This window comes from Nonomuraea sp. 3-1Str (assembly GCF_031570565.1).
Lineage (GTDB): Bacteria > Actinomycetota > Actinomycetes > Streptosporangiales > Streptosporangiaceae > Nonomuraea.
In genome coordinates this window covers 35,933-48,381 of the sequence record NZ_JALHBK010000011.1, presented here as the reverse complement: position 1 = coordinate 48,381, position 12,449 = coordinate 35,933, and the positions used below count along the sequence as shown (strand labels likewise).

The 12,449-nt window shown below is 70.3% G+C and carries 11 protein-coding genes; 6 read left to right on the top strand and 5 right to left on the bottom strand.

Going from position 1 to position 12,449, the window contains the following annotated elements; translation table 11 throughout:
* Positions 1–6 precede the first annotated feature (6 nt).
* Positions 7–2,268 carry a DUF4132 domain-containing protein gene (locus tag MTP10_RS19130; RefSeq protein WP_310710833.1) on the top strand — a complete coding sequence of 754 codons (2,262 nt, stop codon included), beginning with the start codon at positions 7–9 and terminating at the stop codon, positions 2,266–2,268.
* 84 nt (positions 2,269–2,352) lie between these two features.
* Here MTP10_RS19130 and MTP10_RS19125 read toward each other — a convergent pair whose 3' ends face one another.
* Positions 2,353–3,333 carry an aldo/keto reductase gene (locus tag MTP10_RS19125; protein WP_310710832.1) on the bottom strand — a complete coding sequence of 327 codons (981 nt, stop codon included), beginning with the start codon at positions 3,331–3,333 and terminating at the stop codon, positions 2,353–2,355.
* A complete protein-coding gene (locus MTP10_RS19120) occupies positions 3,330–4,226 on the bottom strand; it encodes an EamA family transporter (protein WP_310710831.1) in 897 nt (298 codons plus the stop codon). Before MTP10_RS19120 ends, MTP10_RS19125 begins: the two co-directional genes overlap by 4 nt.
* A 63-nt stretch (positions 4,227–4,289) precedes the next feature.
* On the opposite strand from MTP10_RS19120, the gene MTP10_RS19115 reads away from it, so the two are divergent.
* Positions 4,290–4,790 (top strand): Lrp/AsnC family transcriptional regulator, encoded by a 501-nt coding sequence (locus tag MTP10_RS19115; protein WP_310710830.1) that lies wholly within the window; start codon positions 4,290–4,292, stop codon positions 4,788–4,790.
* Between the two features lie 38 nt (positions 4,791–4,828).
* Here MTP10_RS19115 and MTP10_RS19110 read toward each other — a convergent pair whose 3' ends face one another.
* Complete coding sequence (locus MTP10_RS19110) at positions 4,829–5,725, bottom strand: LysR family transcriptional regulator (protein ID WP_310710829.1); 897 nt, start codon at positions 5,723–5,725, stop codon at positions 4,829–4,831.
* Positions 5,726–5,803: 78 nt separating this feature from the next.
* Between MTP10_RS19110 and MTP10_RS19105 the strand changes: the two genes are divergently transcribed.
* Both MTP10_RS19105 and MTP10_RS19100 read left to right on the top strand, forming a co-directional pair.
* Positions 5,804–5,995: a hypothetical protein gene (locus tag MTP10_RS19105; protein ID WP_310710828.1), complete on the top strand. Its 192-nt coding sequence runs from the start codon at positions 5,804–5,806 to the stop codon at positions 5,993–5,995.
* 28 nt (positions 5,996–6,023) lie between these two features.
* Positions 6,024–7,328, top strand: a complete 1,305-nt coding sequence (locus tag MTP10_RS19100; RefSeq protein WP_310710827.1) for an FAD-binding oxidoreductase — start codon at positions 6,024–6,026, stop codon at positions 7,326–7,328.
* A gap of 30 nt (positions 7,329–7,358) precedes the next feature.
* Here MTP10_RS19100 and MTP10_RS19095 read toward each other — a convergent pair whose 3' ends face one another.
* The gene (locus tag MTP10_RS19095) at positions 7,359–8,522 is read right to left on the bottom strand and encodes an FAD-dependent monooxygenase (protein WP_310710826.1); all 1,164 of its coding nucleotides are present in this window, start codon (positions 8,520–8,522) and stop codon (positions 7,359–7,361) included.
* A gap of 214 nt (positions 8,523–8,736) precedes the next feature.
* Here MTP10_RS19095 and MTP10_RS19090 point away from each other — a divergent pair, with 214 nt between their 5' ends.
* Together MTP10_RS19090 and MTP10_RS19085 are read left to right on the top strand one after the other, a co-directional pair.
* Positions 8,737–9,588, top strand: a complete 852-nt coding sequence (locus MTP10_RS19090; RefSeq protein WP_310710825.1) for a patatin-like phospholipase family protein — start codon at positions 8,737–8,739, stop codon at positions 9,586–9,588.
* A 99-nt stretch (positions 9,589–9,687) separates the two neighbouring features.
* Entirely contained in the window at positions 9,688–9,885 is a 198-nt protein-coding gene (locus tag MTP10_RS19085; RefSeq protein ID WP_310710824.1) for a hypothetical protein, read from the top strand.
* Positions 9,886–10,199: 314 nt separating this feature from the next.
* Here the strand turns inward: MTP10_RS19085 and MTP10_RS19080 are convergent, their stop codons facing one another.
* On the bottom strand, positions 10,200–12,128 hold the full coding sequence (locus MTP10_RS19080) for an MGMT family protein (protein WP_310710823.1): 1,929 nt from the start codon (positions 12,126–12,128) through the stop codon (positions 10,200–10,202).
* Positions 12,129–12,449: the final 321 nt, after the last annotated feature.

The window sequence follows — 12,449 nt, the reverse complement described above, 5'->3', positions numbered from 1 at the left end:
TTCCGCATGCGGCTATCTCCCCCGGCGCGCCACCTGCTGGACCTGATGACCGGAGTCACGGAGGACACCTCGCCGTGGCCCGACGCCACCCGGCTCGGCGCGTTCGAGCTCGGTGCGCTCCTGCCCGCGGCCTACCGGGTCGTGCGCCGGTCGGCGAGCGCCATGCCGGCCCGCTTCGCGGTGGAGGAGGCGGCCAAGGAGCGGCAGCCGCTGTTCACGACCGAGGCGTGCGCGGATCTGTTCGACGCTCTGGTGGAGGGACTGCCCGGCCGCAAGTGGGCCGACATGTGCTTCGCCGCCGGCGCGCTGGTGCGCTGCCCGGACGGGCCGCCGCTGGAGCGGCTGGCCGGGCCCGCCCGCGCGCTGGTCGGCTTCCTGCTGGCCGAGAACCGCCTGGACAACCCGTTCGCGCTGTTGGCGGTCGCCGGGCTCGCCGGGATGGACGCCGAGGTGGCGGAGCGGCTCACCGCGGGGCGCGGGCCGATCGCCGTCGCCGAGGTGGAGCTGGTGCTCGGCTGGGACGCGGAGCGGCGGGCGCTGTTCGCCGAGTCCGTCCAGGAGCGCTCGTACAACTCCTGGCCGCCGCTGCCCGACGTCAGGGAACGGCTGGCCGGCGTGCCCGGCTACCTCGATCTGGTCCGGGCGACCCTGGAGACCGCCGAGGCTCGGGTCGCCGCCATCCACGCCGGGGACATCCCGTACAAGGCGGACAAGGCGTTCGAGGCCGGGGAGAGGGACGCCATCGGGCGGGCCGCGCGGATGGCGCTGTTCCGCGACGAGCCGTGGCTGCCCGGGGTGCTGGAGCGGCTGCTGCCGGGCGTGGCGGTGGCGCCCACGCAGGCCAGGACGCTGCCCTCACAGGGAGTGCTGTTCGAGATCGCCCGCGCCGTGGAGGACCATCCGACCCCCGAGGCGATCTCGGCACTGCGCGCCGCCCGGGGGGCGACCAGGCACGCCGGGGTTCCCAAGCAGCTCGACCGCATGCTCAAGCGGATCGAGCCGGCCCTGGCCGAGCGGGTGGAGGTGGCGTTCCGGCTGCCCGACGGGCGGGTGCGGCAGGCGGTCGGCGAGCACACGGCGGTGATCTCGACCGAGGGAGCGGTCGAGCTGTCGTGGTGGCACGGGGACAGGAAGCTCAGGTCGGTCCCGGCGGCGGCCAGACGCGAGCACGGTGACGAGGTCAGACGGCTGCGCGAGCTGGCCAAGCGGGTGAAGCAGCAGCAGGTGACCCTGGTCAGGGCGCTGGAGGCCGGATACCCGAGCGAGGTCACGCCGCCGTACCGGCGGCTGGAGGGGCAGCCGGTCGCGGACCGGCTGATCTGGGAGTTCGAGGTCTCCCCCGGCGAGTGGCGCGCCGAGCTGGGGCTGAGCGTCCCCGATGTGCCGGTGCGGCTGTGGCATCCGGCGCGCGCCTCGGTGGAGGAGGTGACCGCCTGGCGGGAGGTGGTGCAGGGCAAGGAGCTGCGGCAGCCGTTCAAGCAGGCGTTCCGCGAGGTCTACCTGCTGACGCCCGCCGAGGAGGCGACGGAGGTCTACTCCAACCGGTTCGCCGGCCACGTCGTGAGCTACCACAAGCTGTACGCGCTGTTCAAACAGCGCGGCTGGGCCGCGGACCGCCTCGGCCCGTGGGACGGCGGCGGCTCCGGCGAGGCCCGGCGGATGCTGGCCGGGGGCCGGTGGCGGGCGTCGTTCTGCCACGAGTACGCCTGGCACGACCACGGTTACGCCGCCACCGACCAGGTCCGCTTCCACCGGCTCGCCGACGGCGGCTGGCGCCTGGCGCCGCTGGCGGAGGTGCCGCCGCTGGTGTTCAGCGAGGCGATGCGCGACGTGGACCTGTTCGTCGCGGTCACCTCGATCGCGGCCGACCCGGAGTGGACCGACCAGGGCGTGGACGGGCTGCGGGACTACTGGCGGACGAGCTCGTTCGGGCAGCTGCCCCCCTCCGCCGAGGTCCGCCGGGACGCGCTGTCCCGGCTGATCTCCCGTACGAGCATCGCCGACCGGTGCACGCTGACCGACCGGTTCCTGGTGGTCCGGGGCGACCTGCGCACCTACAAGATCCACCTTGGCTCCGGCAACATCCTCATGGAGCCCGACGGCGCCTACCTCTGCATCGTCCCCCGCGGCACCGGCGACCGGGTCTTCCTGCCCTTCGAGGAGGACGGCGGCATGCTGTCGGTCATCCTGTCCAAGGCGTTCCTGCTGGCCGCCGACACCGCCATCACCGACCCCACCATCACCCGCCAGATCCGGCTCACCCGGTGATCAGCCCGGCAGGCCGGCCGACCTGACCGGATGGGTGCGCGCTCCCCCCGCGCCTTCGCGTGCGCCGGACCGCACGACCGGTGATCACTCATGTCCGCTGACGGGATGTGGCCGGTACGGTGCCTCGAGCCGGGCGGTCTCTCCCCCGGTCAGTGTCACGTCCAGGGCCGCGACCGCCTCGTCGATGTGGTGGACCTTGGTGGCGCCGATGACGGGTGCCGTCACGCCGGGCCTGCCGAGCAGCCAGGCGAGTGAGATCTGGGCCGGTGACCGGTCACGCTCGGCGGCGAGCGCCCTCACCGCGTCGACGACGTCGAAGTCGGCCTCGTCGTGCCGCGACTCGGCGAGGGGGTCGGTGCCGGCCCGCATGGTGGTGGGCCGTCCGTCGCGGGTGCGGTTGCCGGCGAGCATGCCGCGTGCGAGTGGGCTGTAGGGGATCACGGCGACGCCCTGGTCCCGGCAGAGCGGGATCATCTCCCGCTCCTCTTCCCGGTACACCAGGTTGTAGTGGTTCTGCATCGACACGAACCGCGTCCACCCTGCGGCCCGGGCGGTGTACTGGGCCTTGGCGAACTCCCACGCGCTCATGCTGGACGCCCCGAGATAACGCGCCTTCCCGGCTTTGACGACATCGTGCAGGGCCTCCATGGTCTCCTCGATCGGCGTTTCTCGATCCAGCCGGTGGATCTGGTACAGGTCGACGTAGTCGGTGCCCAACCGGCGTAGCGAGGCGTCGATCGCGGCCATGATGTGCCTGCGGGACAGTCCGCGGTCGTTGGGGCCGGACCCGGTCGGATAGTAGACCTTCGTGGCGAGCACGTAGTCATCGCGATGGGGGAACAGGCGGGCGAGCAGCCGCCCGGTGATCTCCTCGCTGACCCCGCCGGAATATATGTCAGCGGTGTCGAAGAACGTCACGCCCGACTCGGCCGCCTGCTTGACGATGGGCTCCGCGGCCTCCTCCTCCAGGTGCCACCGCCTCGTGACGGTGTCGCCGAAGGTCATCATGCCCAGGCAGATGCGTGACACCTTCAGCCCGGACGTGCCGAGCCTCGCGTACTTCATGCTGTCTTCTCCTCAGAGGGTTCCTGGTGGATCGCGACGCCTGCCGTGATCAGCGCGATGCCCGCGAGATCCTGGACCGTCGGGGCCTGGGCCAGCACGGCCAGGCCGATGACGGTGGCGGTCGCCGGAAGGATGCTGAGCATGAGCGCGAAGGTCGCCCGGCGCAGGCGAGCCATCGCCAGCTGGTCGGTGACGTAGGGGATGACCGAGGAGCACACGGCGACGCCAAGCCCGGCGAGCAGCCAGGACGGGTGCGCGAAGGCTGCCGTGGCGTCGCCCAGACCGTACGGCGTCACAGCGACGGCGGCGATCAGCATGGCGGCGCCCAGCTGGTCGATCCCGCTCAGGCCCGAGCCGGTGTTGGCGATGCGGTGGCTGAGGATGACGTACACGAGGAACAGCGCGCAGTTGGCGAACGCGAAGACGAACCCCAGAGGCTCGTCCACGAGCCTGATGTCGGCGAGAGCGACAACCCCGCCGACGGCGAGCACGAGCGCGAGCAGGTTGCGGCCGTTGCGCATGCCGATCGTGGCCAGCACGAGCGTGCCGAGGAACTCGATCGCTCCGACGGTGGACAGTGGGATACGGGCGCAGGCCAGGTAGAACACGGTGTTCATGGCCGCCAGCACCACGCCCAGCGCGAGGAGCAGGCCGAGCTGCGCGGGCCGCAGCCGCCCGGCCAGCCGCCACGGCCGGCGCCAGACGGCGAACACCACCGCGGCACCGAAGATCCGGAGCCAGGCGACCCCGAGCACGCCGACGTGCTCCAACAGCATGACGGCGAACGCCGGTCCGAGGTAGTGGAAGACGGCGCTCACGCCGAAGAACGCCTGCGGCGGCACCCGGTCACGCAGGCGCGACGTGGCGTGCGCCGGATTGGCGGGCAACTTCACCGGAGTAGCGTTGCAAACTGCGACATCCCAACTGAATGCCTTACTTAAGGTGAGGGGCCGTAATTGCCGTTGAATTCAAGGCCTTCAGGCCATACCTCCTATGACCCCAGGGCGATCGACACCGTCAACGCACGGTTGCTCGCCGAGCTGCACGCCGACCCTCGCCTGTCGATGTCCGAGCTCGCGCGTCGGGTCGGCATGTCCGCTCCCGCGGTCACCGAACGCGTGCAGCGCCTCCAACGCTCCGGCGTCATCACCGGCTTCCACATGGACGTCGCGCCCGAGGCCCTCGGCATGACCGTGACCGCGCTCGTCCGCATCCGGCCCGGCCCCGGCCAGCTCCACAAGGTCGCCGAGGCCGCCCGCCGAACGCCGAGCGTGGTCGAGTGCCACCGGATCACCGGAGACGACTGCTTCATCCTGAAAGTCCACGCGCCGTCGATGCCCGGGCTGGAGGAGATCATCGACCGTTTCGTCATCCACGGTCAGACGACGACGTCGATCGTCGTCTCCACCCCGGTCCCGCTCCGCCCCCTCCCGGTCCCGGATGCTGACGGGGACTAGGACGGGGAGCGGGGAGGGGACGGCGGGCGGGTGCGTCGTCAGGTACGGGCGCGGACCAGATCGTGGGCGGCCTCGGCGAAGGCGTGGACGCGGGCGGTCGCGCCTTCGGCGCGCCAGAGCAGTCCCCATCGCAGTGGCTGGGCGTCGCTGAAGGGGACGTAGGCGACGTCGGGGCGGGCGTAGTAGCGCCTGGCCTGCGCGCCGACGGGAAAGACGCCGTGCCCGGCGCCGATGAGGGTGAGCATCTCGTTGAAGGTGGAGGCGGAGGGACCTGGCTCGATCGGCCGCCCGGCGGGGGTGGTCCGCGGGGTCCGATCGTCGCGCAGGGAGTCGGGCAGCGTGTCCGGCAGTTGCAGCAGCTTCACTCTGGCCAGGTCGTCCAGGGACACCGATGCGCGGCGGGCGAAGGGGTGCTGGGCGGGCACAGCCAGCATCCGCGCTTCGGACACCAGTACGGGCCCGGTGACGATGTCGGACTCGTGGATCGGGAACGTGCCCAGGGCGAGGTCCACCTCGCCGCTCCGCAGCCACGGCATGAGGTCGACCATCTGCGCCTCGCGGAGCCGGACCTCGCAGTCAGGCCGGCGTTGCCGGAACAGCTCGGTGGCCCCGACGAGCAGCTGGCCGCCGGCCGCGCCGACGAAGGCGACCCGGAGCGTGCCGGTGAGGCCGCGGCCGGTGTCGATGGCACGCAGCAGCGCGGCGCCGATCTGGTCCCAGGCGGGGCGCGTCTCCTCGTACAGCTGCTGCCCCACCGCGGTCAGCCGGACGCGGCGGCTGGTCCGGTTGAACAGCGGGACGCCGATGCGGCGCTCCAGCTTGGCGATGGTCTGGCTGATGCGGGAGGTGGACACACGCAGTCGTTCGGCGGAGCGGCCGAAGTGCAGCTCCTCGGCGACGGTGAGGAACGCCTCCAGCTCGTGCCGCTCCAGCATGCGACCCCTTCATCGTTAACACAGGCTTCACGATCGTTGCACAGCGCCGCGTTGATCCGCCACTCGCCCCGGCCGAGAGTGGAACCATCGCGCCTGACCGCGCTGGTGGAGGCCCAGCATCTGCCGGCCGCCGACCGCGACACGTTCGCCCTGCCGAAGAACCCCTACGATGTGGGGCTGATCGGGGACGGCGAGCGCTGGGTCATCCGCCGCATGCGCATCGACAACGCCTCATACGTCGGCGACCCCCCGGCCATCTTCGCCGGCTGACTCCCGCCCCACCACGAGAAAGAGAACGATGAACACCCTGAGCACTCTGCGCTCCGTCGTCCGCGGCCAGGTCTGGCTGCCCGGCGAGCCCGGCTTCGACGCCGCTCGCAGTCCCTGGAACCTGGCCGTCGAGCAATCGGCGGCGGCCGTGGTCGAGGCCGCGGACGCCGACGACATCGCCGCGCTCGTCCGGCACGCCCGCGTCGCCGGGCTGGCCATCGCCACCCAGCCGAACGGGCACGGCGCCACCGGCCGTACCGACGGCGCCATCCTGCTGCGCACCCGCCGGCTGGACGCCCTGCACGTCGACCCGGCGACCCGCCGGGCCCGCATCGGCGCGGGCGTGCCCTCGGGCCGCCTGCAGGCCGCCGCCGCGCCGTACGGCCTGACCGGCCTGCCCGGCAGCTCCCCCGTCGTCAGCGTCACCGGCGTGGCCCTCGGCGGCGGACTGAGCTGGTTCGGCCGCGCCCACGGCTGGGTCGCCGACAGCGTCACCGCCTTCGACGTCGTCGACGCCGAAGGCCGGCAGCGGCATCTCACCGCCGAGTCCGACCCGGACCTGTTCTGGGCGCTGCGCGGCGGGGGCGGCGACTTCGCCGTCGTCACCGCCCTGGAGCTGTCCCTGCACCCCGCGCCGCACCTGTACGGCGGGCGGACGCTGTGGGACGGCGAGCACGCCGAAGCCGTCATCGACGCCTACCGGCGGATCACCGCCGCCGCCCCCGACACGCTCACCGCCTGGCTGGACCTGCTCCATTTCCCCGGCTCCGCGCCCATGGTCGCCGTGGACGCCACCTACATCGGTGACGAGAGCGAGGCCCGCGACCTGCTGGCCCCGCTGGACGGCCTCCCCCAGCCACTGTCGGATTCGAGGCGCGTCATGTCGGTCGCGGAGCTGGGGTCCATCACCGCCGAGCCCACCGACCCGGGCGCGGGCTCCTCGCGCGGCGAGCTGCTGACCGACCTGGACGACACCGCGGTCAAGACACTCCTGGCGGAACCCATCGCACCGCTGCTCAGCGTGCAGATCCGGCACCTGGGCGGCGCGCTGGCCGGCCCCTCCGACAGCCCGCACGGCCCGCTGGCCGAGCCCTACGCGCTCTACCTGTTCGGCATCCCCGCCGACCCCGCCACGGCCGCGGCCGTCACCGCCAGGCAACGCGGCCTCGCCGGGTCCCTCCCCGTCAGCGGTCGCAAGCCGTACACCTTCCTCAACCCTGGCGAGACGGCGGCCGACGCCTTCACCCCCGCCGCCCTCGCCCGGCTGCGCGCCGTCAAGCGCCAGCACGACCCGGACAACGTCTTCCGCTCCAACTTCCCGGTGGGGGGCTGAGGCGGTCCTGAACGGGCGTCAGGGCGCGCGTCAGCGCCCGGACCCGCGCACTGACTTCAGCCACACGGCCAGCTGGTCCATCCGGTAGTACAGCCCAGGCGGGACGTGCGGGAGGACCCGTGAGTGCCGCTGGCCGAGCAGCGCGATCATCCGCTCCGGTGGGAGGCCGACGTAGCGCGGGAGGTTCTCGTACCACCGGGCGCTGTTGCCGGCCGCCCGCTGGGCGGACACGAGCGCGGCCTTGCGCTCCCGCTCGTAACGCGCGAGGGCGGGCTGGAGCTCCGGTTCCTCGTAGATCGCCCTGGCCAGGAACGCGGCGTCGGCCAGCGCGAGGGCGGTGCCCGCGCCGATGGAGTAGTGCGTGGTGTGCGCGGCGTCGCCGAGCAGGACCAGGTTGCCGCGGTACCACGTCCGGTTGGTCAGGGTGCGGAAGTTCAGCCAGCGCGCGCTGCCGTCGGTGTGCGCCCGGCCGATCAGCGGATGCCCGTCCAGGATGTCGGCGAACAGCTTCTCCAGGAGGGCCAGGCTGTCGGCCTCGTTCGCCTGGTGCAACCCGAGTCCCTTCCAGGTCTCGGGCGAGCACTCGACGACGCAGGTGCTGTGGGTCTCGCTGAACCCGTAGCCGTAGCACCAGATCCAGCCGTGCTCGGTCTGCGTGAAGGCGAAGGTGAAGGCGTCGAAGACCTTGGTGGTGCCGAGCCAGGTGTAGATGTTCCGCCCGACCGCGATCTCGGGGCCGAAGTGGTCGGCGTGGCGCTCGCGCAGCGCGCTGTTGACGCCGTCGCCGGCGACGACGAGGTCCGCGTCGGCCAGCTCCTCCTCACCGGTGACCTCGTGATTGAACTCGACGTGCACGCCGAGAGAGCGGGCCCGCTCGGTGAGGATGTCGAGCAGCCGGTGCCGGCCGACGCCGAAGCCCTCGTCCCCGTTCTCCACCGTGACCGTCCACCGGTCGCGGACGTGCGCGACGAAGCTGTCCCACCGGACGGAGCTCTCTCGGATGGCGAGCGCGGACTCGTGGTCGGCGCCGTGGAGATTCTTGAGCAGTTCGTCCCAGTAGGTCACGCCCCAGCCGTACGTCGACCCGGCCGCGTTGCGCTCGTAGACGGTGATGTCGTGGGACGGGTCCATCCGCTTCATCAGGATCGAGAAGTACAGGCTGGCGGGTCCCCCGCCGACACAGGCGACCTTCACACCGAGCTCCCATCGCTACCGAAAGTAATCAATTGACAGCATAGAGTAGCAGATGAGCTGTACGTCAGGACGACCTCATCCCGCTGAGCCTCTGGTCAGGAAATGACCAACGACGACTCACCCGGGACCGGCGGGGCCGTCGACACGAGCCCGGCCGGGGTCGGCAGCAGGCCGACTTGACCTCAAGTGGTCTTGAGGTAGCAAGCTGTCAGCCATGACATCACACCTTGATCCTGCTGTTGGAACCGCTGTCGTGCTCGGTCCGGGCGGCCTCGTCGGCACGGCGTGGATGGCCGGCCTGGCGGCCGAACTCGGTCGCCGGGACGTGGACCTGGCGCTGGCCGATCTGATCGTCGGTACGTCGGCGGGCGCGATCGTGGGGGCCATGCTGGCCACCGGCGAGGACCTGACCCGCTTCGCCGCTCCCCGTCCCGGCGCCTCCGTCCCCACTTCCGCCGCCGTGCCGCGTCCGGCGCCCGCCGTACGGCAGGAGGAGGTGTTCGCCGTGCTGGGCGACCCCGCGCTGACCCCCGCCGAGGCGTTGCGGCGGGTGGGGCGGCTGGCGTTCGAGGCGGCGACCATCACCGAGGAGGAGCACCTCACGCGGATGGGCCGGCTGGTCACCGCCCGCGCCTGGCCCGAGCGGCCGCTGCTCATCACCACGGTGAACATCGAAACCGGCGAGCCGCAGGTATGGGATCGCACCAGCGAGGTGCCGCTGATCGCGGCCATCGCGGCCAGCTCGGCCGCGCCGGGCACCACCCCGCCGGTCGCCGTCAACGGACATCACTACCTGGACGGCGCCTTCGGCGGCGGAAGCCACGCTTCCCTGGCGGCCGGCGCCGGCGTGCTGGTCCTCGTCGAGCCGCTCGCCCACCTGTTCCCCGCTGCCGACCCGCCCGGTGACGCGGTCGTCCGGATCGCGCCCGACGCCGAGACCATCCAGGTCTTCGGCTCCGACCTCGGCGAGGTCACCTCCTGGCTCCCCGCCTACGAGGCAGGGGTACGGCAGGGCGCCGAAGCCGCCGGCCGCATCCGCGAGGTGTGGCCGGCGGCTCGGGTATAGGCGTCCGGGGCGATCCTCAGGACGCACGGCGCATCCAGTGACATTTACCCCTCCTTCCAGTTAAATGTCCGATGATCAGGCGAGGAGCGGGAGCGGTGGATGAAGCACGCGGCTGGCCGGGTGGTCTCCCCCGTCCTGGTGGGGCGTGAGGCCGAGCTGGAGCGGCTGGTCGCGGCGGCCGTGGCCGCGCCGTCCGTCGCCGTCGTGGAGAGCGAGCCGGTGCTCGGCGGGGACCACGGCTACAGGCGTCGTCCCGCGCGCCTTGACGCGCCGACCATGCAGTGGTGGAAATCCTAGGACACAGGCACGCGCAAACCGAGTTGACGTCCGAACAGATTCGTGGATGGCTCGGATGTGGCGCGTGTCCGGCATAACGCCCACCCATGTCCCGGCAGAACGCCCACAGACCCAGCGACAGAACGCCCGCACCGCGCCGTTCACTTGCGAAAACGCGTCCGATAGGACTGTTCCGAGACGCACTCAAGCGACTGCCCGAGGTATTCGCGGACACGCGGGTGATGATCGCGAACGGCGCTCGACAGGGACCGGTCATCTTGATGCGGTCGGCCGGGATGAGCATTCTGTCCAGGGCCAGTCAGGTCCTGGCGCAGTCATGCCCCTTCTGTTGTAGTCAGGAGCTGATTAAGCGCAGATATGACGACTTCTGAGGCGTCAGCCTGCTTGAGCGCCATCGGTGCCAGAGACGGACGTTTTGCGTAATTCGCGGAGAGAAGTTGACCCTGAACATGCCTCCACCCGGAAAGGACGCTGAGGGCGTCCGCCAATCGCGCCAGACGATCCGTGGAAACTCCCCGGTTACGCATCCATTCAAAATTGATCGATAGGACTGACTTGCTCACGCCTGTGTAGATGCTCCAGACGGCCGCCTCGTCTGACCCCAGACTGAACCATGCCGTGACCGATGGATACACGGCTTCACCGAAGTAGTATCCGCGAAACGCCGGGTGGCGTTCAGCATGCCGGTATACCGCCAACAGTGTGCTGGCCACATCCTCGGGACAGTACTGTTCAAGCGCCTGAAGGAGGCTGTCCTCGTCCCACTTGCTCTGTCCTCTCGACAACGCTGCCCGCCGCTCCTTGGTAATCGCAGGGACTGCTCCGAGAGGGCCCGCGTCGAGCGGCGCGGCGTCGTAGTCCACGGCTGGCAGCGGATCTCCGAGCGCCAATTGGATGGCTATCGCCATCGACTCGAGCCAGGAGATGGTTTCCTCCGCTTCGCGGGCGCTGATGTCCACCTTCTTCCCAGGCTGATCCGGATCGTGATCGGCCGTATGTGCGATGTTGTTCCGACGCCAAGCGATCTCCCTCAGCCTGCTTCGCACACCATCGGAGGTGATCGGTGCCGCCGGGTCCTGATCGGTGAGGATCTCCGCGACCTTCACCCAGAGGTTGACCGTACTGACGTGGGCGAATCCTTCCTTGATCTTGTCCGGGTTCTGAAAGGTCATGAACCCGAAGACCTGCTCCAGATGAACGCGGAAAGCCTCTCCGAGGGGCTCATCGTGGTGGTGAACCTTCTCGAACAGTTCGACGGGGATGGACAGCTTGCTGAACTTGGGCGGCCGCGGCACTCCCGGCTGCAGCGCGAGCGCCATCGCCCGGTCAACGATCTCCCGAGTGACCCAGTGGTCCAGCGCCGCCACAGCCTGGGTCCAGGCGGCCCGGTAGAGATCACTGACGTCGAAGGCGCCCACCCCGAGTCTTTCCAGGCTGCGACCCCCGTGCACGAGTTGCCGCGCGTATCCGAGGTTCTGCTGGAACTGCTCGAAAGCGAGCGGGACGTCACCGGAGTCGAGCCTGGACATCTCGCCGGTCGCCTGGGAAACCTGTGGAAGCAGTTCGGTCTCGGCCAGCGCGTCACGAAAGTCGGCCGCCGTGACGCGGCGCGCCGGGTTCGCCCGTCCGGCCTGATCGAAGGTCAAGCCTTCCGCTTCCAGGACAGCGCGCGGCTCGTCAGCCCGTCGGGGATTCGGCCAACGAAACCCTGGTGAGATCCGGCCGCCCGCCTGCAGGACCCGATGAGGATTGCCCGCTTCCGACACCTCCGCCATGAACCCGCCGACCGACTGCGCCGACATGCCGACCAGCTCGGCGAGGTCGCCGTAGGTCGTCCACATGCCGGGCTTCACATGGGCCAGGGCTTCCAAGACCACGTTCCAGCGGGGATCGGCGTATGTGCGACCCCGGACGGGTATCCGCCGAGCTTGATACTGGCGTCCCAGCTCTTGGTAGAGCTGATCCTCGGGATAGTCCTCCAGCGCTTGGATTCCCGAAACTGTGATCGACCAGCCGTTCCTCTTAATCATCCAGCCGAGCGACGCCGCTTCGCCCGTCCGGGATTCCAACTGTGCCCACCAGCGCGTTTGGCCGTGTGCGTTCGGGCCTTGGTACTCCGGGGCGATGGAGACCTTTTCGCTGACCGCCCTCCGCACGTCATCAGGCTGGAGCGGACGACCAGCATCCCGAAGGATCTCCAAGGTGGCGCGAAGAATCGGTGCGAGCTGCTCAGCGAAGGACACGGGGGACTCCTCGAGCGTGTATACCTGACCATCCAGCCACGGTCATGTCCTGATTGATACACATCCGCGAGGGTTTGGGTCTCAGGAGTTTTCCGTGGTGCTCTATTGTGCCTCCCCGGGCATCGGCTCGTGCCTGCACAGGCTCAATTGGTGAATGCGCGTCAAGACCTCGACCATTCCTGACGGGGTTATCGCGGCCAGCGCCGGCGTTTTCCTTCGCAACGCGATGATCCGGATGAGGCACGAGAGCGCGCGCCGCGATCCACCGGTACCGCACGACAGAAGCGGACAAGGACATCACCAGCGAGTCGTCGGCGGCGG

Excerpts from the sequence above, each read along its gene's own strand:
- MTP10_RS19130 (WP_310710833.1), top strand. The coding sequence starts at position 7 with ATGCGGCTATCTCCCCCGGCGCGCCACCTGCTGGACCTGATGACCGGA.
- MTP10_RS19125 (WP_310710832.1), bottom strand. The coding sequence starts at position 3,333 with ATGAAGTACGCGAGGCTCGGCACGTCCGGGCTGAAGGTGTCACGCATC.
- MTP10_RS19110 (WP_310710829.1), bottom strand. The coding sequence starts at position 5,725 with ATGCTGGAGCGGCACGAGCTGGAGGCGTTCCTCACCGTCGCCGAGGAG.
- MTP10_RS19100 (WP_310710827.1), top strand. The coding sequence starts at position 6,024 with ATGAACACCCTGAGCACTCTGCGCTCCGTCGTCCGCGGCCAGGTCTGG.
- MTP10_RS19090 (WP_310710825.1), top strand. The coding sequence starts at position 8,737 with ATGACATCACACCTTGATCCTGCTGTTGGAACCGCTGTCGTGCTCGGT.
- MTP10_RS19085 (WP_310710824.1), top strand. The coding sequence starts at position 9,688 with ATGAAGCACGCGGCTGGCCGGGTGGTCTCCCCCGTCCTGGTGGGGCGT.